Here is a 19,890-nt window from a genome sequence, read left to right as displayed (position 1 = left end):
CGTGAGCAACTACCTCGGCCTCGACGGATTTCGTTACGGCTGGGTCGCGGCCTGGATCGACGAGCGCGGCGATCACGGCTTCGACTATTCGCCGGGGCTGACGCGATTGCTCGCGGTGCCGCATGCGCGCGCTATGATCGACATGCCGATCGGATTGAATCCGAGCGGCTATCGAACGTGCGACCTGCGCGCTCGCGAACTGGTTGGCCCCGCCGTGTTTCTCGGTGCGCGCCGGGACCTCTGGACATTTCCCGACATGGCGACAGCCAATCGTCACTACTGGAAGCGCGAGGGCAAGGGCAGGGGCGTGTCGGCGCAGCTCTGGAACATCAGGGACAAGATCAGGGAGGTCGACGAGATCATGACGCCCACGCGGCAAGCAACGATCGGCGAGGCGCATCCGGAGTTGATCTTCTGGAATCTCGCCGGCCGCCTGCGGCTCGACAGCAAGACGTCAGCGCAAGGCCGCGAACAACGCATTGCGCTGCTGGAGCGACGCGGCTTCACGCGCCTGCGGAAATGGCTGACGCAGCGCCACGGCACCGGCATCGGCCGCGACGATCTCATCGACGCCTGCGCCTGCGCGATTGCAGCGCGCGACAGCACGCAGTCGGTCGGCGATGGCGAGATCGATCCGCGCGGATTGCGGATGGAGATCAATTATTGAGGCGGCGCCAAGGTGCACTCGGGATAAAGCGGCAATTTATTTGACAGATATAGGAACTGCGGGTGGTCGGCCCGCGTTCCCCGTGCGAAGGGATTACAGAGAACTTTCGCGATGAATGATACCAGTCAATTCGCGACCGCGCTGCTCGCGCTCGTCTTCATCGGAGCCCTGCTCGTCACCGGGCAGCTCTTCATCAAGCAACGCGCGCAGCGCGACATCGCGTATGCGACAAGTCACTTGCTGCCGCGGCTGTGATCCAACTTCGGTGCGAAAAGATCGTGTGATCTCTGCATCGGCCTTGTGCCGTTCGTCCGCTCGCCTAGATTAGGCGACAATCTCACGAACGATGCCGGGGTCCCGATGTCCGATCTCTCTACCTTTCCCATCACCAAGCGCTGGCCGGCCGAGCATCCGGAGCTGCTTCAGCTCTATTCGCTGCCGACGCCGAACGGCGTCAAGGTTTCGATCATGCTGGAGGAGATCGGGCTGCCCTACGAAGTCCATCTCGTCGACTTCAACAAGGACGACCAGAAGACATCAGAGTTTCTGTCGCTCAATCCGAACGGCAAGATTCCCGCGATCCTCGATCCCAACGGTCCCGGCGGCAGGCCGCTGCCGCTGTTCGAATCCGGAGCGATCCTGCAATATCTCGCGGAGAAGACCGGCAAGCTGCTGCCGCAGGATGCGGCGCGCCGCTACCAGACCATCCAGTGGTTGCATTTCCAGATGGGCGGGATCGGGCCGATGTTCGGCCAGGTCGGCTTCTTCCACAAATTCGCCGGCAGGGATTTCGAGGACAAGCGGCCGCTCGAACGGTACGTGGGCGAGTCCAGGCGTCTGCTCGGCGTGATGGAGATGCATCTGGCCGGCCGGCAATGGTTCATGGATGACGACTACACCATCGCCGACATCTCCATGCTCGGCTGGGTGCGCAACCTCATCGGTTTCTACGGCGCCGGTGACCTCGTCGAATTCACCCGGTTCAAATCGGTTGCTGCCTGGCTCGAACGCGGCCTGGCGCGTCCCGCCGTGCAGCGCGGGTTGAACATCCCGAAGCGTCCGTGAAACTAGCTGAGCGCCTTGTGGGTCATGTAGAGCGCCATCAGCGAGACGAGGGCGATCATGACCCGGCGCAGCACCAACTTGCTGACACCATTCGCCATGCGTGCGCCGAGATCGGTGCCGACCCAGAGGCCGATAACAATGCCTGTTATGGCCGGCCAACCGACCATGAGCCCCTTGCTCCAGTAGATCCACGCCGCTGGAATGTTGGTCGGGATCACCGAGAAGACGAGGCTGACGAGCTGCGCCTGATGTTGCGGCACGCGCAGGCCCGCGGCGAGGCCGACGGTGATCGCAAGGCCGCCGCCGATGCCCATGAAGCCGGAGGAAAAGCCGGCCAGCGTGCCGATGAGGAACAGCGGAAGCCAGGGCAAATCGGCGGGATCGCCGGCCGCGCCAGCGCCGTCCTTGCGGTCACGGCGCAGCAGCAGCGCCGCGATCAAGAGAGCGAGGTAGACGACGTAGGTCCATTGCAGGACTGCATCGGACACGGAGGCCGCGGCATAGCCGCCGCCCGCGCCACCGACAAGAAATCCGATGCCGATCCAGACGATCCATTGCAGCGGACTGCGATTGCCACTCTGCCAGTAGCGGCGCACACCGGCGAGACCGGTTGGCGGGACCTGCGTGATCAGCGACGTACCCTGGGCGACATGTTGCTCGGCCCCGAGCAGCAGAACGGAAAAGATCACGAGGCCGCCACCCGGGCTCGTGCCCATGAAGCCCGATGTCACGCCGCCGACGAGCCCGACGCCGATGCCTGCGAGCAGTTCGACAATCCAGGACATGGCTCAAGCCCGGGTTCGTCGCTTGACGTCCGGCTTCATCGTGCGGAAGCCGTCGATCACGGCATCGACTGTCGCCATGCAGGCATCGACGTCAAAGTCCTCGCCCCAGCATTTTTGCAGCACAAAGCCCTGGAAGATCGCGATCAGCACGCGCGCGATGGCGTCGGCGCCGAGGTCGCGCTTGACGAGGCCGTCGTGCTGGGCGCGCTCGACCAGCGCCACGATCAGGGCACGCGGCATCTCGATGCCCTCGACGACGCTGGTGCGGACGCGGCGGTTGCGCAGCGCTTCGGCCCAGCCATGGATGCCGACGCGCCGCCGCGCTTCGCCGGCGGGATCGATGAGCCATTGCGCGTAAACGCGGACCAGGGCGTGAAGGCCTTCGATCGGATCGCCCGATCCCTGCGCGACCGAGTCGAGCACGGCCTCACGGCGATGCCGGTCGTCAGCGAGCGCCTCGATCAGGTCGTCCTTGCTCTGGAAGTAGAGATAGACCGCGCCATGGCTCAGCCCCGACCGCTTCACGATGTCGGCCATGCCGGTCTGATGAAAGCCGTTCTCGGCGAAGCAGGCGAGGGCGGCCTCGAGGATCTGCTGCCGCCGGCCTTCACGCTGCTTGTCGCTGATCTTGGGCATCAGGGCGTCCATAACTGACTGATTGATCGTTTTAGTGATTCGTCAGGAGCGACGTGAATGTCAGCGCAGAATAATAAAAAACGATCGATCAGTCAGTTTTAAATGAACAAGGGGCTTTGGTCAAGTCCGGATGGCCCCGGGCCGAGGAACAGGAGGAGTAACGGCTGGCGAGCCGAAGTGACGGCTTGGCTCGCGATGATGTGCCGCTAGAACAGCCGTCCGCCGTTCGGCACGGGCTTGCCCGGCTGCACCAGCACGACCTTGCCGTCGGCATCGGGGAAACCGAGCGTCAGCACTTCCGACACGGCGGGCCCGATCTGGCGCGGGGGGAAATTGACGACGGCCGCGACCTGTTGTCCCACCAGCGTTTCCAGCGGATGGTTCTCGGTGATCTGCGCCGAGCTCTTGCGCACGCCGATGGCCGGACCGAAGTCGATCCACAGCCGCCAGGCCGGCTTGCGTGCCTCCGGAAACGGCTTGGCATCGACGATGGTGCCGACGCGGATATCGACCGCGAGGAAGCTGTTGAAGTCGATGGTCGGCGACGGGGCCGCGGCGGGATCGTGAGTGACGTGCATGATGTGTCCGTTGACAGAGTTCGAAAGCATCGCTCGCAATATTGTCGCGCGAACCGGAGTTTCGTACAACGCCGCAGCCGAAGCATCACGCATGCGCGAGGAACGTCTTGCCCAACATCATCTACGGCATCAAGAACTGCGACACCATGAAGAAGGCCCGCGCCTGGCTCGACAGCCATGGCGTTGCCTATGAGTTTCACGACTACAAGGCGGCCGGCGTCGAGAAGGACAAGCTCAAGCAGTGGAGCGACAAGCTCGGCTGGGAGACGCTGCTCAATCGCGCCGGCACGACCTTCAAGAAGCTGCCCGACGCCGACAAGGAAGGCCTCACCGAGAAGAAGGCACTGGCGTTGATGCTAGCGCAACCATCGATGATCAAGCGTCCGGTGCTGGAAGTCGGCGGCAAGCTGCTGGTCGGCTTCAAGCCGGACATCTACGCCAAGGACGTCAGGACGAAGTAGGCCGGCGCCAAATCGCGCTGAAGGCTAGTTCAGCTCGATGATCTCGGTGGCGTCGGCGGGACCGGACCGGTCCGCGAACTCGACGACGTCGGCGGCCGCGATACGGCCGGGGGCGCGATGAAAGAGATCGCGATCGATCAAGGCGCGCAATTTCGGGCGCGGCAGCGCGTCATTTCCGCGCATCAGATTCTTGATCTCGAAGCCGCCGTCCTCGCAGAAGGTCTTGAGCGAGGCGATGATGTGACAGACCTTGCCGTCGGTCAGGAACGGCAGCAGCAGTCGCTCGTAGGCGACGATGCGCCCGTAGATGTCGTCGACATCGGCAACGCTGTAGACCGGAAGCCCGCGCGCGACGCATTCGTAATAGATGGGCATCACGGAGGGCACGAGCTGCGGCCCGATATATTCATCCAGCGGCACGCCCTTGCCGGTATGTCCATAGGCGCGCGAAATCCGCGTGCCTTCGCTCTGGATGACGAGACGCGGCACCGGAATCGAGGTGTCCACCGTGTAATAGATGAGATCGGACAGCTCTTCCTCGAGCCGCGCAGGCTGGTACTCCCAGATCGCCGGCGCGATCCGCTGGCGCGCATAGAGGCGCAGCCACGTGTTCAGGAGATCACGTTGCCTGATCGACTTGACGACGGAGGGCGCGGCGCTTGCGAAATCCAAAACAATATTCCCGGCAGATCGAAACCCGCGCATCATCCACGTTGCGGGAAAATATTCTATGAAGGCTGGCGCGCCGGACGAAAGACCGTTAACGACGGCTTGATGACCGGTGCTTTCGTGAACCGGAAGGCCGGGCAGGCGTGACATCAAAACATCTCCGACTAAGGGAGCATTCGTATCCCAGCCGGAGACCTGATCTGCTCAGCTTTCCGCCTTGCCTAACCCCCGTCACCTCCGGCATATTCCGCGCCCGGAGGCGGCGTTCCGGGAAGGCTCCAAGGCCTCCTGAAAGCCGAAGCAACAAGGACAGCCACGCGGGTCGCGCGGGCAGGGGGAAATCTGTTTGGCCGATGAGTTCATTCTCGAGACGGAAGGCTTGACCAAGGAGTTCGCGGGCTTCTTCGCTGTCCGCGACGTTGCGCTCAAGGTCCGCCGTGGGAGCATTCACGCGTTGATCGGCCCGAACGGCGCCGGCAAGACGACGTGCTTCAATCTTCTGACCAAGTTCCTCAAGCCGTCCGCCGGGAAGATCCTGTACAAGGGCCAGGACATCACTGCGATGGCGCCGGCCGACGTGGCCCGCATGGGACTGGTGCGATCGTTCCAGATCTCGGCGGTGTTTCCGCACATGACTGCCCTGGAAAACGTTCGCGTCGCGCTTCAGCGCCAGCACGGCAGTTCCTTCGATTTCTGGCGCTCCAAGTCCGTGCTCAACCGCTTCAACGATCGTGCACGTGATCTGTTGAACGATGTCGGCCTCAGCGAGTTTGCCAATACGCCTGCGGTCGAGATGCCCTACGGGCGCAAGCGCGCACTCGAGATTGCAACTACGCTCGCACTCGACCCCGAGATGATGCTGCTGGACGAGCCGATGGCCGGCATGGGCCACGAGGACATCGACAAGATCGCGGCGCTGATCAAGCGCATCTCCGCGAAATACACCATCCTGATGGTCGAGCATAATTTGAGCGTCGTGGCCAATCTCTCCGACATCATCACCGTGCTGACGCGCGGGCAGGTGCTTGCGCAGGGCCATTACAGCGAGCTCACCAAGGACGAGCGCGTCAAGGAAGCCTACCTGGGAGCCGGTCATGCCTGACACTGCGATCGCCGAGGCTCCGGCAAAGGCTGCGAGCGGCGGAAACATCCTCCAGGTCCGTAACCTCGAGGCCTGGTACGGCGAGTCCCACATCCTGCATGGGATCAATTTCGACGTGAACGCGGGCGAGGTCGTCACCCTGCTCGGGCGCAACGGCGCCGGCAAGACGACCTCGCTGAAGTCGATCATGGGCATCATCGGCAAGCGTACCGGCTCGGTGAAATTCAACAACCAGGAGATCATCCGCGCGACCTCCGACAAGATCGCGCGCATGGGCATCGCGTTCTGCCCGGAAGAGCGGGGGATCTTCGCCAGCCTCGACGTACGGGAGAATTTGCTATTGCCGCCAGTGGTCCGCGAAGGCGGACTGCCGCTCGAGCAGATCTTCGACCTGTTTCCGAACCTGAAGGAGCGGCTCAACAGCCAGGGCACCAAGCTGTCCGGCGGCGAGCAGCAGATGCTGGCGATCGCGCGGATCCTGCGCACCGGCGCGAGCTTCCTGATGCTGGACGAGCCGACCGAGGGCCTTGCGCCCGTCATCATCCAGCAGATCGGCCACACCATTGCGCGGCTCAAGAAGGAGGGTTTCACGATCCTCCTCGTCGAGCAGAACTTCCGCTTCGCATCGACCGTGGCCGACCGCTATTACATCGTCGAGCACGGCAAGGTGATCGACGGTTTTTCGAACTCGGAACTGTCTGCGAACATGAACAAGCTGCATACCTATCTCGGCGTCTGACGCCCCGAGGCATTCAATAGAGGATTTTCCGGAGGAAATATGAAACAGCATTTTTCTGCGCTTCTTCTCGGCATGGCGTTGGGATTCGTCGCAAGCGGCGCGTCGGCACAGGACAAGACCGTCAAGATCGGCGTGCTGACCGATAATTCCGGTCTCTATTCCGACCTCGGTGGCGCGGGCTCCACGCTGGCAGCCCAGATGGCGATCGAGGATTCCGGGCTTGCCGCCAAGGGCTGGAAGGTCGACTTGATCTCCGCCGATCATCAGAACAAGCCCGATATCGCCACCACCATCGCGCGCCAATGGATCGACGTCGAGAAGGTCGACATCTTCATGGATGTGCTGAACTCCGGTGTCGCGCTCGCGGTCAACAACGTCGTCAAGGAGAAGAATTCGATCCTGATCGACACGGGTGCGGCGACGTCGGATCTGACGAACGCCCAATGTTCGCCGAACACCATCCACTGGGTCTATGACACCTACATGCTGGCCAACAGCACCGGTCAGGCGCTGGTGAAGGCTGGCGGCGATTCCTGGTTCTTCCTGACGGCCGACTATGCGTTCGGCGCGGCGCTGGAGCGCGACACGGCGGCGGTGGTGCAGAAGGCGGGCGGCAAGGTGCTCGGCAGCGTCAAGCATCCACTCAATTCCTCAGACTTCTCCTCGTTCCTTTTGCAGGCACAGGCATCGAAGGCAAAGATCGTCGGACTTGCGAATGCCGGTGGCGATACCACCAATTCGATCAAGCAGGCCGCCGAGTTCGGCATCGTTGCGGGCGGGCAGAAGCTTGCCGGGCTGCTGTTGTTCATCACCGACGTTCACTCGCTCGGCCTGAACGTGGCACAAGGGCTCAATTTCACCGAAACCTTCTATTGGGATCTCAACGACGGAACGCGGGCCTTCTCCAAGCGCTTTTCGGAGCGCATGAAGAACAAGGCGAAGCCTTCGATGGTGCAGGCCGGTGTCTATTCGGGACTGATCCATTACTTCAAGGCACTGGAGGCGACGGGCGGCAATCCGCACGACGGCGCCAAAATGGTCGAGAAGATGAAGTCGATGCAGACCGACGATCCGCTGTTCGGTCAGGGCAGTATCCGGGTCGATGGCCGCAAGATTCACCCTGCTTACCTGTTCGAGGTCAAGAAGCCTTCGGAATCGAAGGGGCCGTGGGACTACTATAAGCTGGTGGGCACCGTTCCCGCGGACCAGGCGTTCCGGCCGCTCTCCGAGAGCGTCTGTCCGCTGGTGAAGAAGTAACTCTCGTGGCCCGCCGGGCGGTCGTGCCGCCGGCGGGCTTTCATTTTGGTGGCGGAAGCTAATCCTGATGCAGGCTCTCTACGCACAGCTACTGGTGGGACTGATCAACGGCTCGTTCTACGCGCTGCTCAGTCTCGGTCTTGCCGTGATCTTCGGCATGCTCAACATCATCAATTTCGCCCACGGCGCGCTCTACATGATGGGCGCTTTCGTCGCCTACTTCCTGCTGAACCTCGGCGGCATCAACTACTGGTGGGCATTGCTGCTGGCGCCGATCATCGTCGGCATCTTCGGCATGATCCTGGAGCGGACCATGCTGCAATGGTTGACCGGGCTCGACCATCTCTATGGCCTGCTCCTGACCTTCGGCATCGCGCTGATCGTGCAGGGCCTGTTCCAGAACTATTTCGGCTCCTCCGGCCTGCCGTACGCCATTCCGGACCAGCTCAAGGGCGGCATGAATCTCGGCTTCATGTTCCTGCCGATCTATCGCGGCTGGGTCGTCGTCTTCTCGCTGGTCGTGTGTCTGGCGACCTGGTTCCTGATCGAGAAGACGCGGCTCGGCGCCTACCTGCGCGCCGCCACCGAAAATCCGACGCTGGTCCGCGCCTTCGGCATCAACGTGCCGCGCATGATCACGCTGACCTACGGTCTCGGCGTTGGCCTTGCCGCGCTCGCGGGCGTGCTCTCGGCGCCGATCAACCAGGTCCGGCCGCTGATGGGCGCCGACCTCATCATCGTCGTGTTCGCCGTGGTGGTGATCGGCGGCATGGGATCGATCATGGGCTCGATCATCACCGGTTTCGCGCTCGGCGTGATCGAGGGCCTGACCAAGTATTTCTACCCCGAGGCCTCCAACACCGTCGTGTTCGTGCTGATGGTGCTGGTGCTCTTGGTGAAGCCAACGGGATTGACGGGAAGGGCGGCCTGATATGACAGCCTTGACGGACGATACGCTGCGGGCGACCCCGCGCGCGATGCGCGACGAGATGATCGTGTTTGTGGTGATGGCGCTGCTGCTGGCGTCGGTCCCGTTCACGGGGGTCTATCCGTTCTTCGTGATGCAGGCGCTGTGCTTCGCGTTGCTCGCCTGCGCCTTCAATCTTCTGATCGGCTATGGCGGCCTGTTGTCGTTCGGCCACGCGATGTTCCTGGGGACGGCGGGCTATTGCAGCGCGCATGCGCTGAAGGTGTGGGCGTTGCCGCCGGAGCTCGGCATTCTAGTCGGTATCGCTGCGGCTTTCGTGCTCTCGATCATCACCGGCTACATCTCGATCCGCCGCCAGGGCATCTATTTCTCGATGATCACGCTGGCGCTGTCGCAGCTGCTGTACTTCATCTACCTCCAGGCGCCGTTCACCCATGGTGAGGACGGCATCCAGGGCATTCCGCAGGGGCGCATGTTCGGCGTCCTCGATCTCACCAAGCCGACGGTTCTGTACTATGTCGTGCTGGTCGGCTTCCTCGCCGGCTTCCTGTTGATCTTCCGCATCATCAACTCGCCGTTCGGCGAGGTGCTGAAGTCGATCCGCGAGAACGAGCAGCGCGCGATCTCGCTCGGCTACCGGACCGACCAGTACAAGTTCATGGCCTTCGTCCTGTCGGGCACGCTGGCCGGCTTCGCCGGATCGCTGAAGGTGTTCGTGGCGCAGAATGCCTCGCTCACCGACGTGCACTGGACGATGTCGGGCGAAGTCGTGCTGATGACGCTGGTCGGGGGGCTCGGCACCATCTTCGGACCGGTGGTCGGTGCCTTCGTGATCATCGCCATGCAGCAATATCTGGCGAGCTTCGGCCAGTGGGTGACGGTGATCCAGGGCTCGATCTTCGTGATCTGCGTGCTCACCTTCCGCCGCGGCGTCATCGGCGAAATCGCGCATTACTTCCGGCGTTCGCTCTAAGTAATTGATTTAACGTCAGTTTGCTGGTTGAGTGAAAGCGGTGGATGATCCCGGTTCCGCGGGCGTGAGGTAGTGCGCGCGCGGATCGAAAATGGTCTATGACAGTTTCGTGACGGCCCTCCCGGGCCGGGCCATTTCCAACCGGTAGTCTATCCCCATGATGCGATGGTTTCGCGCTTTCCTGCCCAAGGAAGAACGGTTCTTCGACCTGTTCGACCGCCATGCCCAGACCGTGATCCAGGGCTCGATCGCGCTCCAGGGCATGCTCAACGGGGGCGAGGAGACGCCGGTTTATTGCCAGCGCGTCAACCAGTTCGAGAACGATGCCGACAACATCACCCGTGAGGTGCTGACGGCGGTGCGCCGCACCTTCATCACGCCGTTCGACCGCGGCGACATCAAGAACCTCATCACCTCGATGGACGACGCCATCGACCAGATGCAGCAGACCGCTAAGGCCGTGATGCTGTTCGAGGTCCGCGCCTTCGAGCCGCCGATGCGCGAGATCGGCGCGCTGCTGATCGAATGCGCCAATCTGGTCGGCCGTGCGCTGCCCCTGATGCAGCAGATCGGCAAGAACGTCGCCATGCTGACCGCGATCACCGAAGAGCTGACCAAGCTCGAGGGCCGGGTCGACGATCTCCACGACATCGGGATGAAGGAGCTGTTCCTCAAGCATCGCGACGGCAGCGCGATGGATTTCATCGTCGGCGTCGAGATCTACGACCATCTCGAAAAGGTCGCCGATCGCTTCGACGACGTCGCAAACGAAATCAACAGCATCGTCATCGAGCAAGTTTAGGGCAGGGGCCTCGCCGTGGATGCTGCGTTGGGTCTTCCCGTCCTGGTCGGACTGATCGCCGTCGCGCTGCTGTTCGACTTCCTGAACGGCCTGCACGACGCCGCCAATTCGATCGCGACCATCGTCTCGACCCGCGTGCTGCGGCCGCAATTCGCGGTGGTCTGGGCCGCGTTCTTCAATTTCGTCGCCTTCATGGTGTTCGGGCTGCACGTCGCCCAGACCATCGGCACCGGCATCATCGATCCCTCGATCGTCGATGCCCAGGTGATCTTCGCGGCCCTCGTCGGCGCCATCGTCTGGAACCTCGTGACCTGGGCGCTCGGCATTCCGTCCTCGTCGTCCCACGCGCTCATCGGCGGCCTGATCGGCGGCGGCATGGCCAAAGCGGGGATTTCGGCGGCGGTCTGGAGCGGATTGACCAAGACCGTGCTCGCCATCGTGCTGTCGCCGCTGGTCGGCTTCCTGCTGGCGATGATGCTGGTTGCGATCGTGTCCTGGGCCTCGGTGCGCTCGACGCCGTTCGCGGTCGACCGCGCCTTCCGCATCCTGCAATTCGCCTCCGCCTCGCTCTATTCGCTAGGCCATGGCGGCAACGACGCGCAGAAGACCATGGGCATCATCGCCGTGCTGCTCTATTCGCAGGGCCACCTTGGCAGCGAATTCTCGGTGCCGTTCTGGGTGGTGCTGTCCTGCCAGGCGGCGATGGCGCTGGGCACGCTGATGGGCGGCTGGCGCATCGTCCGCACCATGGGCCTGCGCATCACCAAGCTGACCCCGATGCAGGGCTTTTGCGCCGAAACCGGCGGCGCCGTGACCCTGTTCATGGCGACCTTCCTCGGGGTTCCCGTCTCGACCACCCACACCATCACCGGCGCGATCGTGGGCGTTGGCGCGGCCCGCCGGGTCTCCGCGGTGCGCTGGAACGTCGCCAGCTCGATCGTCTATGCCTGGGTGATCACGATCCCGGCCTCCGCGATCGTGGCGGCGCTGACCTGGTGGGCGGTCAAGATCTTCGTCAGGTGACGAATTTCAGCCCGGCGATGCCGGCGACGATCAGCCCGATGCTGGCAAGCCGGAATGCCGTGGCCGGCTCGCCGAACAGGATGATGCCAAGTGTCGCGGTGCCGACCGCGCCGATGCCGGTCCACACCGCATAGGCGGTTCCGACGGGCAGCGATTTGAGGGCGAGTCCGAGCAGGATGACGCTGCCGGCCATCGCCGCGAGCGTGATGACGGACGGAACAAGCCTGGTGAAACCCTCAGTATATTTCAGGCCGATCGCCCAGGTAATCTCGAGCAGACCGGCGACGAACAGGATGCTCCAGGCCATGACGACCCTCCGTGCAAGGCAGGGTCGTCCCCGCGGCTGATATGCTGATGAAAAGGAAGGCCGTCCTCCCCAGGGGCGATATGGGGCTGGCCGAAGGGCTCCGCAATCACCAAATGAGGCTTGATCAGGCCCATTTTCCCTGCCAAACGCTCCCGCCATGTCCGACATCGCCATTCCAGCCGAATCGCCGGCCCGTTCCCCGCTTGCCGCTGAAGTGGCGCGGCGGCGGACCTTTGCGATCATCTCCCACCCCGACGCCGGCAAGACCACGCTGACCGAAAAGCTGCTGCTGTTCGGCGGCGCCATCAACCTCGCCGGTCAGGTCAAGGCCAAGGGCGAGCGGCGCAACACGCGTTCGGACTGGATGAAGATCGAGCGCGAGCGCGGTATCTCGGTCGTGACGTCCGTGATGACCTTCGAGTTCGAGGGTCTCGTGTTCAACCTCCTGGACACGCCGGGCCACGAGGACTTTTCGGAAGACACCTATCGCACGCTGACGGCCGTCGACTCCGCCGTCATGGTCATCGACGCCGCCAAGGGCATCGAGGCGCGCACCCGAAAACTGTTCGAGGTCTGCCGCCTGCGCGACATTCCGATCATCACCTTCATCAACAAGATGGATCGCGAGAGCCGCGACGTCTTCGAGCTGCTGGACGAGATCGAGAAGACGCTGGCGCTCGACACCACGCCGATGACCTGGCCGGTCGGCCGCGGCCGCGACTTCCTCGGCACCTATGACGTTGTCAATGGCGGCGTGCGCCTGCTCGAAGGCGGCGGCGCCAAGACCGGCGCGGCGCAGCAGATCGAGATCGAGGAGCTCGCCAAGCTCAACGCCAATCTCGACGTCTCCGCGGTGAAGGACGAACTCGAGCTCGTCACCGAGGCGTCCAAACCGTTCGAGCTGGAGGCGTTTCGCGAGGGCCATCTGACGCCGGTCTATTTCGGCAGCGCGCTGCGTAATTTCGGCGTCGGCGATCTCCTCGAGGGCCTTGGCAAGTTCGCGCCCGAGCCGCGTGCGCAGGAGAGCGACCAGCGCAAGGTCGAGGCGACCGATCCGCGCATGAGCGCCTTCGTGTTCAAGATCCAGGCGAACATGGACCCGAACCACCGCGACCGTATCGCCTTCGCGCGCCTGTGCTCGGGCAAGCTCAGCCGCGGCATGAAGGCAAAGCTGGTGCGCACCGGCAAGAGCATGCCGCTGTCGAGCCCGCAATTCTTCTTCGCGCAGGACCGCTCGGTGGCGGATGAGGCCTTTGCCGGCGACGTCGTCGGCATTCCCAATCACGGCACGCTGCGCATCGGCGATACCCTGACCGAGGGCGAGGATTTCAACTTCGTCGGCGTGCCGAGCTTTGCGCCGGAAATCGTCCGCCGCGTGCGTCTCACCGACGCGATGAAGGCGAAGAAGCTCAAGGAAGCGCTTCAGCAGATGTCGGAAGAGGGCGTCGTGCAGGTGTTCCGCCCGCGCGACGGCGCGCCGGCGCTGGTCGGCGTGGTCGGTGCGCTCCAGCTCGACGTGCTGAAGGCACGGCTGGAGGCGGAATATTCCCTTCCGGTCGAGTTCGAGGTCAGCGAGTTCCAGCTTGCGCGATGGGTCTCGTCAGACGATCGCAAGAAGCTCGACACCTTCATTGCCGCCAACACCTCGAGCATCGCCGACGACGTCGATGGTGATCCCGTCTATCTGGCGAGGAACGAGTTCTATCTCGGCTACACCAGGGAACGCGCCGAGGGCATCGAGTTCACCAACGTCAAGGATGTCAAGAAGAAGGGGTAGAGTGGTCAAGCGCTGCGCTGTGCGGCCACATCCTCTACCGTCATGCCCCGCGAAGGCGGGGCATCCAGTACGCCGCGGCTTCTCCATTCAATCACAAACGTCTCGGCGTACTGGGTCGCCCGGTCGAGCCGGGCGACGACACCGCCCTTGAACGCGGGCATGTGAACGTCCGCAGGCTTGACGTTGTCGGCGGCAATGCCACGTTCCAGATATGTGGCCTTGCGAGCTCGCATCATGTGGCGCGGCATTCTCGTTCTCATATTGCTGGCGATCTCGACGGTCGCCGCCGCCGACGAACGGCCCCGGCAGATCAATCCGATCCCGTTCTCGCACGAGCCGTGCAGCGTGCTCGACTATCGGCCCTGCACGCCGTCCTATTGCAGCCCGCTCGAGCCCGGCCCCTGCATTCCCGAGATCGACTACCCCTACGGCCAGAATCTCCAGCTCACAATCGAGAGCATGCCGTCCGAGACCGACCGCGCCAAATACCAGAAGCCGGATCACGATCTCGACACGATCGGCGATCTCTTCGCCGCTCTGCGCACCTGCTGGTCGCCGCCATCGGACAATGCGCGGGCGGGCATGCAGATGTCGGTGCGCTTCAGCTTCAACAAGGCGGGCGGCCTGATCGGCCCGCCACGCCTCACATTCGCCACCGCGGGCGTTCCGGCGGACACCCGCACGACCTATCTGAACGCCATCAATGCATCGCTGAAGGCCTGCCTGCCGCTGAAGTTCACCAGCGATCTCGGCGGCGCCCTGGCGGGGCGGCCGATCGCGATCCGCTATGTCGATAATCGCGAGCTGGGCAAGTAGCGCATCAGTTGCGACCGGCGGCCAATCGATGATACCTCAGAGGCGGGGCTGCTTGAGGGGAGGACGTCGTGGGTCTGCTGGTCATGATCCTGGGGCTGGTGCTGTTTTTCGCGGCCCATGTTTTCACGACGAAACGCGAGGTGCGCGCGCAGGCGATCGCGAGGCTGGGCGAGGGGACCTACAAGATCCTCTATTCGCTCGTCTCGCTTGCGGGGCTCGCGCTGATCATCTGGGGCTTTGGTCATTACCGTGCGGCCGGCTGGATCGACGTCTGGTATCCGCCGAAGGCGATGAAGCACATCACGCTCGCGCTGATGCTGCCCGCGGTCATCCTGGTGGTCGCCTCTTATCTGCGCGGCCGCATCTATGCGACGCTGAAACATCCGATGTTGGCCGGCATCAAGCTGTGGGCGGCCGCGCATCTCCTCGCAAATGGCGATCTCGGCTCCATCATCCTGTTCGGCTCGTTCCTGGGCTGGGCGGTGTATGACCGCATTTCGCTGAAGCATCGCACCGACAGTGGCGGCCCGCCGATTCCGGTGGGCGGCGCCACCAACGACCTGATCGCGGTTGCTGTCGGCGTGGTTGCGTATCTGGCGCTGGCGTTTGCGTTCCATCCTGTCGTGATCGGAGTTCCCGTCGTGGGGGTCTAGCCGATCGGCACAAGACACGACCCGCATGTCCATGCGCGGAAGTAACAAGAGCAACAAGCTTAGGACATTCCGATGGACTGGTCGCAATCTCAGATCCCGCCGATGCGGTTCGAGGCGCGCTTTGGCGATCGGGTTGTCCCGGCGTTCTGCGACAGGCCGGCCAGTCTCTGGGCGATGATCGCAGAGGCCCGCGCACGCAACGGCGACGGCGAAGCGCTGATCTCAGGCAATGTGCGGCTGAGCTGGCGGCAGGTGGTGGAGCAGGCCGCGCGGATCGCGGCGGGCTTTCGCAAGCTCGGCTTGCAGCGCGGCGATCGTGTCGCGATCCTGCTCGGCAACCGCATCGAGTTTCCGCTGCTGCTGTTTGCCGCCGCGCATGAGGGCCTCGTCACGGTGCTGCTCAGCACGCGCCAGCAGAAGCCGGAGATCGCCTATGTGCTCACCGATTGTGGCGCCAAGATCCTGATCCACGAGGCCGGGCTCGCCGGGCGGCTGCCGGATGCGCTTGATGTCCCCGATGTGATCCACCGCGTTGCCGTCGACGACGATCCGGATGTGTCGCGCTTCGCGGTGCTCGCAGACAACGCCGCAGCCGCCGCGCCCGCCGACGTGAACGAAGAGGACACAGCGATGATCCTCTACACCTCGGGCACGACAGGCAAGCCGAAGGGCGCGATGCTGGCCCATTGCAACATCGTCCATTCCTCGATGGTGTTCGTGTCCTGCCTGCAATTGACGGAAAGGGACCGTTCGATCGCGGCGGTGCCGCTCGGTCACGTCACCGGTGTCGTCGCCAATATCACGACCATGATCCGCTGCGGCGGCGCGCTGATCATCATGCCGGAATTCAAGGCCGCCGATTATCTCAAGCTCGCCACGCGCGAGCGCGTCACCTACACCGTGATGGTGCCGGCGATGTACAATCTGTGCCTGCTCCAGCCCGATTTCGCCAGCTACGATCTGTCGAGCTGGCGCATCGGCGGTTTCGGCGGCGCGCCGATGCCGGTCGCGACCATCGAGAAGCTCAAGGTGACGATTCCCGGCCTGAAACTGATGAACTGCTACGGGTCGACCGAGACGACATCGCCCTCGACGATCATGCCTGGCGAGCTCACGGCAAGCCATATCGACAGCGTCGGCCTGCCGTGTCCCGGCGCGCGCATCGTCGCGATGGGGCCGGACGGGCGCGAGCTGCCCCATGGCGAGATCGGCGAGCTCTGGATCCAGAGCGCATCCGTCATCAAGGGCTACTGGAACAACCCGAAGGCGACGGCTGAAAGCTTCACTGCCGGTTTCTGGCATTCAGGCGATCTCGGCTCGGTCGATGCGGACGGTTTCGTCCGCGTGTTCGACCGGCAGAAGGACATGATCAATCGCGGCGGACTGAAGATCTATTCCGCCGAGGTCGAATCCGTGTTGGCGGGCCATCCCGCGGTGATCGAGAGCGCGATCATTGCCAGGGCATGCCCGGTGCTGGGCGAGCGCGTCCATGCCGTGGTGGTGACGCGGACCCCGGTCGCCGCCGACGCCCTGCGGGCCTGGTGCGCGGAGCGGCTGTCCGACTACAAGGTGCCCGAGACCATGGCGATCACCACCGAGCCGCTGCCGCGCAACGCCAATGGCAAGGTGCTGAAGCGGCAGTTGCGGGAGCACTTGGGAACCTGAGCCGGGCAGGCGCTTCCTCCGGGCTCTTCCGGGTGGTTAACGCCTTGATCGGGCTCGCTTTGCCTTGCCACCGCCATATCGTTAGGCTACCTCGCCGCCACGTGGGGGACGGGATTCCTGACGCGAACGCTGAGGCGCGCGCACCCGGACGGGCATGGGATTAGCATAAGTGTCTGAATTATTTGACGAAGTCGACGAGGAAGTACGTCGCGAACAGCTCAAGAAGCTGTGGGATAAATATTCGATCTACTTCATCGCCCTGATGGTGCTGATCGTGGCCGCCGTCGGCGGCTGGCGCGGCTACCAATATCTGGAGGCCAAGAAGGCCGCCGAGGCCGGCGCCGCCTTCGAGAAGGCCGTCGAGCTGTCCGAGCAGGACAAGCATGCGGAGGCCGAGACGGCCTTCACCGAGCTCGCCGCCAAGGCTCCGTCGGGCTATCGCACCTTGGCGCGGCTGCGTGCTGCGGCCGAGGCCGCTAGCCGCGATCCCAAGGCGGCCGCCAAGATGTACGACGACATTGCCGCCGACCGCGGCGTCGGCAGCGAGTGGCAGGATCTGGCGAAGATGCGCGCCGCTGGCCTGCTGATCGACAGCGCCAGCTACGCCGACATCCAGCAGCGGCTGGAGGCTTCCGCTGCGCCCAAATCGACTTTCCGCCACAGTGCCCGTGAGATGCTGGCGCTGTCGGCCTGGCGCAACAACGACACGACCGCGGCCCGCAAATGGCTCGACGCGATCGCCGAGGACGGCGAATCGCCGGCGAGCCTGCGCTCGCGCGCCGAGGCGCTCCAGGCACTGCTGCCGCCCGTCGCCAAAAGCTGACGGTCCCGAGAGCTGAGACGAGACACCGATATGCGCCGCACGCCTCGCCTGATCGCAGCCGCCGTCCTGATCGCCTTCACGGGCGTCCTGGGCGGCTGCTCCAGCTTCGATCCGACCGACATGCTCGATTTCCTCGACACCAAGAAGAAGCTGCCGGGTGACCGCAAGCCGGTCTTCCCGGAGGGCGTGCCGGGCCTCGAGCAGGGTGTGCCGAAGGATCTGTACAAGGGCGCGCAGCAGCAGCCCGATCCGAATGCGCCTGCCGTTGCGGCTTTGCCCGCGGAGCCGCCGCCTGAACAGGCCAAGCCGGGCAAGGGTGCCAAGGCGAAGAAGACCAGACAGCCGGCTGCCGGCGCGGCCGCGCCCGCCGATGCGCCTGCCGGCGAAGTCGATGGCGAGGCCCAGCCGGAGGCCGCGCCGCCCACCGCCGCTCCGCCGCCCAAGCAGAAGATCGTGCGCAAGCGCACCACCGCGCCGCCGCCCGATCAGCCCGTCCAGCAGGCCCAACCGACCCAGACCACGCAGCAGCAATCGCAGCAGGGCGGCTTCCCGGCGCCGCTGCCGAGCGGCAGCTTCTCGCGCTAGAGCATGACCCGGAAAAGTGCGAAGCGGTTTTCCCTCGCGACAAACGCGGAACGCGTTTGCGCGGAGATCATGCTTAAACAACAAGCTGAAGCGCGATGGGGATTCATCCCGGCCTCATCGCGCTTTAATAATTTCATTGCATTGACAGGCGCGGCCTTCGCAGCGCACGAATGACCGATGTCCTTCACGATCGCCATTATCGGCCGGCCCAATGTCGGCAAATCGACGCTGTTCAACCGCCTGGTTGGGCAAAAGCTCGCGCTCGTCGATGACTTGCCGGGCGTCACCCGCGACCGCCGCGAGGGTGAGGCCAGGCTCGGCGACCTCGAATTCACCATCATCGACACCGCCGGCCTCGACGAGGGCGCCAAGGGCTCGCTGACCGCGCGGATGCAGGAGCAGACCGAGGCCGCGATCGCGCAGGCCGACGCGCTGTTCTTCGTCGTCGATGCCCGTATCGGCCTCACGCCGACCGACCGCGCCTTCGCCGATTTTGCCCGCAAGGCCAACAAGCCGGTGCTGCTGGTCGCCAACAAGAGCGAAGGCAAGCATGGCGATGCCGGCGCGATGGAAGCCTTTGCGCTTGGTCTTGGCGATCCCATCCAGATCTCGGCCGAGCACGGCGAGGGGATGGGCGAGCTTTATGACGCCCTCGCCAAGCTGATGCCCGAGCCCGTCGACGAAGATGAGGACGAGGACGACGCGCCGCTCTCCGAGGAAGAAGCCGCGACGCGCCCGATCCGGGTCGCCATCGTTGGCCGGCCAAATGCCGGCAAGTCGACGCTGATCAACCATTTGCTCGGCGAGGAGCGCCTGCTGACCAGCCCGGAGGCCGGCACCACGCGCGATTCCATCGCGGTCGAGATCAACTGGAAGGGCCGCGATTTTCGCGTGTTCGACACCGCCGGCCTGCGGCGTCGCTCGCGCATCGAGGAGAAGCTCGAAAAGCTCTCGGTCGCCGACGCGCTGCGCGCGGTGCGCTTTGCCGAAGTCGTCGTGCTGATGATGGATACGCAGAACCGCTTCGAGGAGCAGGATCTGCGTATTGCCGATCTGGTCGAGCGCGAGGGCCGCGCGCTCGTGCTCGCCGCCAACAAATGGGACCTGATGGAGACCAAGGGCGGCGGCGCGATCTCGGGCCTGAGCCGCGACGCCGACCACTGGCTGCCGCAGGTCAAGGGCGTGCCGATCGTCGCGGTATCGGGCCTGATGGGCGAGGGCATCGATCGCCTAATGCAGGCGATCCAGGACGCCTACGCGGTCTGGAACAGGCGCGTGTCGACGTCCGCGCTCAATCGCTGGTTCGAGCAGGCGGTCCAGGCCAATCCGCCGCCCGCCGTGTCCGGCCGCAGGCTGAAGCTTAACTACATCACGCAGACCAAGGCGCGGCCGCCGAGCTTCGTGCTGTTCTGCTCGCGGGCCGACGCGGTGCCGCAGTCGTACTTGCGCTACCTGACCAATTCCATGCGCGAGACTTTCGATCTGCCGGGCACGCCCGTGCGCATCACCTTGCGCGAGAAGGCCAACCCCTTCGCCCACAAGCGCAAGCGGCCGTCGTGAACGGAGAGGCGGGCGAGGC

24 protein-coding genes are annotated in these 19,890 nt (G+C 64.0%); 18 read left to right on the top strand and 6 right to left on the bottom strand.

Annotated features, from left to right (window positions below):
* Position 1 precedes the first annotated feature (1 nt).
* The 3 genes from XI08_RS28485 to XI08_RS28475 all read left to right on the top strand — a co-directional run bounded on the left by XI08_RS28485 (position 2) and on the right by XI08_RS28475 (position 1,732).
* Positions 2–667 (top strand): DUF429 domain-containing protein, encoded by a 666-nt coding sequence (locus XI08_RS28485; RefSeq protein WP_271576919.1) that lies wholly within the window; start codon positions 2–4, stop codon positions 665–667.
* 111 nt (positions 668–778) lie between these two features.
* Positions 779–922, top strand: coding sequence for a hypothetical protein (locus XI08_RS28480; protein ID WP_198033706.1), 144 nt, complete (start codon positions 779–781; stop codon positions 920–922).
* A gap of 105 nt (positions 923–1,027) precedes the next feature.
* Complete coding sequence (locus tag XI08_RS28475) at positions 1,028–1,732, top strand: glutathione S-transferase family protein (RefSeq protein ID WP_271576918.1); 705 nt, start codon at positions 1,028–1,030, stop codon at positions 1,730–1,732.
* Positions 1,733–1,734: 2 nt separating this feature from the next.
* Here the strand turns inward: XI08_RS28475 and XI08_RS28470 are convergent, their stop codons facing one another.
* From XI08_RS28470 to XI08_RS28460, 3 genes are all read right to left on the bottom strand, one after another.
* Complete coding sequence (locus XI08_RS28470; protein ID WP_271576917.1) at positions 1,735–2,517, bottom strand: sulfite exporter TauE/SafE family protein; 783 nt, start codon at positions 2,515–2,517, stop codon at positions 1,735–1,737.
* Positions 2,518–2,520: 3 nt separating this feature from the next.
* Positions 2,521–3,153 carry a TetR/AcrR family transcriptional regulator gene (locus XI08_RS28465; protein WP_271576916.1) on the bottom strand — a complete coding sequence of 211 codons (633 nt, stop codon included), beginning with the start codon at positions 3,151–3,153 and terminating at the stop codon, positions 2,521–2,523.
* Between the two features lie 206 nt (positions 3,154–3,359).
* Positions 3,360–3,731, bottom strand: a complete 372-nt coding sequence (locus XI08_RS28460; protein WP_271576915.1) for a tRNA-binding protein — start codon at positions 3,729–3,731, stop codon at positions 3,360–3,362.
* A 107-nt stretch (positions 3,732–3,838) separates the two neighbouring features.
* Here XI08_RS28460 and XI08_RS28455 point away from each other — a divergent pair, with 107 nt between their 5' ends.
* Positions 3,839–4,192 carry an ArsC family reductase gene (locus tag XI08_RS28455; RefSeq protein WP_027543025.1) on the top strand — a complete coding sequence of 118 codons (354 nt, stop codon included), beginning with the start codon at positions 3,839–3,841 and terminating at the stop codon, positions 4,190–4,192.
* A 24-nt stretch (positions 4,193–4,216) separates the two neighbouring features.
* Here the strand turns inward: XI08_RS28455 and XI08_RS28450 are convergent, their stop codons facing one another.
* Positions 4,217–4,897: a hypothetical protein gene (locus XI08_RS28450; protein WP_271577018.1), complete on the bottom strand. Its 681-nt coding sequence runs from the start codon at positions 4,895–4,897 to the stop codon at positions 4,217–4,219.
* 310 nt (positions 4,898–5,207) lie between these two features.
* On the opposite strand from XI08_RS28450, the gene XI08_RS28445 reads away from it, so the two are divergent.
* From XI08_RS28445 to XI08_RS28415, 7 genes are all read left to right on the top strand, one after another.
* Positions 5,208–5,963, top strand: a complete 756-nt coding sequence (locus XI08_RS28445) for an ABC transporter ATP-binding protein (RefSeq protein ID WP_027543023.1) — start codon at positions 5,208–5,210, stop codon at positions 5,961–5,963.
* On the top strand, positions 5,956–6,702 hold the full coding sequence (locus tag XI08_RS28440) for an ABC transporter ATP-binding protein (protein ID WP_271576914.1): 747 nt from the start codon (positions 5,956–5,958) through the stop codon (positions 6,700–6,702). The genes XI08_RS28445 and XI08_RS28440 overlap by 8 nt, the downstream gene beginning before the upstream one ends.
* A gap of 39 nt (positions 6,703–6,741) precedes the next feature.
* Positions 6,742–7,959 carry an ABC transporter substrate-binding protein gene (locus tag XI08_RS28435; protein WP_027543021.1) on the top strand — a complete coding sequence of 406 codons (1,218 nt, stop codon included), beginning with the start codon at positions 6,742–6,744 and terminating at the stop codon, positions 7,957–7,959.
* Positions 7,960–8,026: 67 nt separating this feature from the next.
* Entirely contained in the window at positions 8,027–8,890 is an 864-nt protein-coding gene (locus tag XI08_RS28430; RefSeq protein ID WP_271576913.1) for a branched-chain amino acid ABC transporter permease, read from the top strand.
* Between the two features lies 1 nt (position 8,891).
* Positions 8,892–9,860 carry a branched-chain amino acid ABC transporter permease gene (locus XI08_RS28425; RefSeq protein WP_271576912.1) on the top strand — a complete coding sequence of 323 codons (969 nt, stop codon included), beginning with the start codon at positions 8,892–8,894 and terminating at the stop codon, positions 9,858–9,860.
* 157 nt (positions 9,861–10,017) lie between these two features.
* A complete protein-coding gene (locus XI08_RS28420) occupies positions 10,018–10,662 on the top strand; it encodes a DUF47 domain-containing protein (RefSeq protein ID WP_027543018.1) in 645 nt (214 codons plus the stop codon).
* A gap of 15 nt (positions 10,663–10,677) precedes the next feature.
* Positions 10,678–11,685, top strand: coding sequence for an inorganic phosphate transporter (locus XI08_RS28415; RefSeq protein WP_135173424.1), 1,008 nt, complete (start codon positions 10,678–10,680; stop codon positions 11,683–11,685).
* On the opposite strand, the gene sugE is transcribed toward XI08_RS28415, so the two are convergent.
* Positions 11,678–11,992 (bottom strand): quaternary ammonium compound efflux SMR transporter SugE, encoded by a 315-nt coding sequence (gene sugE, locus XI08_RS28410; RefSeq protein ID WP_027543016.1) that lies wholly within the window; start codon positions 11,990–11,992, stop codon positions 11,678–11,680. The genes XI08_RS28415 and sugE overlap by 8 nt on opposite strands.
* A 157-nt stretch (positions 11,993–12,149) precedes the next feature.
* Between sugE and XI08_RS28405 the strand changes: the two genes are divergently transcribed.
* The gene (locus tag XI08_RS28405; RefSeq protein ID WP_025576802.1) at positions 12,150–13,769 is read left to right on the top strand and encodes a peptide chain release factor 3; all 1,620 of its coding nucleotides are present in this window, start codon (positions 12,150–12,152) and stop codon (positions 13,767–13,769) included.
* A gap of 5 nt (positions 13,770–13,774) precedes the next feature.
* Here XI08_RS28405 and XI08_RS28400 read toward each other — a convergent pair whose 3' ends face one another.
* Entirely contained in the window at positions 13,775–14,017 is a 243-nt protein-coding gene (locus tag XI08_RS28400; protein WP_271576911.1) for a hypothetical protein, read from the bottom strand.
* Between XI08_RS28400 and XI08_RS28395 the strand changes: the two genes are divergently transcribed.
* From XI08_RS28395 to der, 6 genes are all read left to right on the top strand, one after another.
* Positions 14,004–14,585 carry a hypothetical protein gene (locus tag XI08_RS28395; protein ID WP_271576910.1) on the top strand — a complete coding sequence of 194 codons (582 nt, stop codon included), beginning with the start codon at positions 14,004–14,006 and terminating at the stop codon, positions 14,583–14,585. The genes XI08_RS28400 and XI08_RS28395 overlap by 14 nt on opposite strands.
* Before the next feature lie 68 nt (positions 14,586–14,653).
* The gene (locus XI08_RS28390) at positions 14,654–15,238 is read left to right on the top strand and encodes an NnrU family protein (protein WP_271576909.1); all 585 of its coding nucleotides are present in this window, start codon (positions 14,654–14,656) and stop codon (positions 15,236–15,238) included.
* A gap of 72 nt (positions 15,239–15,310) precedes the next feature.
* Positions 15,311–16,903 carry a class I adenylate-forming enzyme family protein gene (locus XI08_RS28385; RefSeq protein ID WP_271576908.1) on the top strand — a complete coding sequence of 531 codons (1,593 nt, stop codon included), beginning with the start codon at positions 15,311–15,313 and terminating at the stop codon, positions 16,901–16,903.
* Positions 16,904–17,072: 169 nt separating this feature from the next.
* On the top strand, positions 17,073–17,726 hold the full coding sequence (locus XI08_RS28380) for a tetratricopeptide repeat protein (protein ID WP_027543011.1): 654 nt from the start codon (positions 17,073–17,075) through the stop codon (positions 17,724–17,726).
* Between the two features lie 30 nt (positions 17,727–17,756).
* The gene (locus tag XI08_RS28375; protein ID WP_027543010.1) at positions 17,757–18,311 is read left to right on the top strand and encodes a hypothetical protein; all 555 of its coding nucleotides are present in this window, start codon (positions 17,757–17,759) and stop codon (positions 18,309–18,311) included.
* A gap of 177 nt (positions 18,312–18,488) precedes the next feature.
* Positions 18,489–19,871 (top strand): ribosome biogenesis GTPase Der, encoded by a 1,383-nt coding sequence (gene der, locus XI08_RS28370; protein WP_027543009.1) that lies wholly within the window; start codon positions 18,489–18,491, stop codon positions 19,869–19,871.
* The last annotated feature ends 19 nt before the right edge of the window (positions 19,872–19,890 follow it).

This window comes from Bradyrhizobium sp. CCBAU 11361 (assembly GCF_028128935.1).
Taxonomy (GTDB): Bacteria; Pseudomonadota; Alphaproteobacteria; order Rhizobiales; family Xanthobacteraceae; genus Bradyrhizobium; species Bradyrhizobium niftali.
Note: the sequence above shows the minus strand (reverse complement) of the source record. Positions and strands in the feature narration are given on the sequence as shown.

Bases quoted from the DNA above. Each gene is read 5' to 3' on its own strand.
- XI08_RS28480 (WP_198033706.1), top strand. From the start codon at position 779: ATGAATGATACCAGTCAATTCGCGACCGCGCTGCTCGCGCTCGTCTTC.
- XI08_RS28475 (WP_271576918.1), top strand. From the start codon at position 1,028: ATGTCCGATCTCTCTACCTTTCCCATCACCAAGCGCTGGCCGGCCGAG.
- XI08_RS28470 (WP_271576917.1), bottom strand. From the start codon at position 2,517: ATGTCCTGGATTGTCGAACTGCTCGCAGGCATCGGCGTCGGGCTCGTC.
- XI08_RS28465 (WP_271576916.1), bottom strand. From the start codon at position 3,153: ATGCCCAAGATCAGCGACAAGCAGCGTGAAGGCCGGCGGCAGCAGATC.
- XI08_RS28460 (WP_271576915.1), bottom strand. From the start codon at position 3,731: ATGCACGTCACTCACGATCCCGCCGCGGCCCCGTCGCCGACCATCGAC.
- XI08_RS28450 (WP_271577018.1), bottom strand. From the start codon at position 4,897: ATGCGCGGGTTTCGATCTGCCGGGAATATTGTTTTGGATTTCGCAAGC.
- XI08_RS28440 (WP_271576914.1), top strand. From the start codon at position 5,956: ATGCCTGACACTGCGATCGCCGAGGCTCCGGCAAAGGCTGCGAGCGGC.
- XI08_RS28435 (WP_027543021.1), top strand. From the start codon at position 6,742: ATGAAACAGCATTTTTCTGCGCTTCTTCTCGGCATGGCGTTGGGATTC.
- XI08_RS28430 (WP_271576913.1), top strand. From the start codon at position 8,027: ATGCAGGCTCTCTACGCACAGCTACTGGTGGGACTGATCAACGGCTCG.
- XI08_RS28425 (WP_271576912.1), top strand. From the start codon at position 8,892: ATGACAGCCTTGACGGACGATACGCTGCGGGCGACCCCGCGCGCGATG.
- XI08_RS28420 (WP_027543018.1), top strand. From the start codon at position 10,018: ATGATGCGATGGTTTCGCGCTTTCCTGCCCAAGGAAGAACGGTTCTTC.
- sugE (WP_027543016.1), bottom strand. From the start codon at position 11,992: ATGGCCTGGAGCATCCTGTTCGTCGCCGGTCTGCTCGAGATTACCTGG.
- XI08_RS28405 (WP_025576802.1), top strand. From the start codon at position 12,150: ATGTCCGACATCGCCATTCCAGCCGAATCGCCGGCCCGTTCCCCGCTT.
- XI08_RS28395 (WP_271576910.1), top strand. From the start codon at position 14,004: ATGTGGCGCGGCATTCTCGTTCTCATATTGCTGGCGATCTCGACGGTC.
- XI08_RS28400 (WP_271576911.1), bottom strand. From the start codon at position 14,017: ATGCCGCGCCACATGATGCGAGCTCGCAAGGCCACATATCTGGAACGT.
- XI08_RS28385 (WP_271576908.1), top strand. From the start codon at position 15,311: ATGGACTGGTCGCAATCTCAGATCCCGCCGATGCGGTTCGAGGCGCGC.
- XI08_RS28375 (WP_027543010.1), top strand. From the start codon at position 17,757: ATGCGCCGCACGCCTCGCCTGATCGCAGCCGCCGTCCTGATCGCCTTC.
- der (WP_027543009.1), top strand. From the start codon at position 18,489: ATGTCCTTCACGATCGCCATTATCGGCCGGCCCAATGTCGGCAAATCG.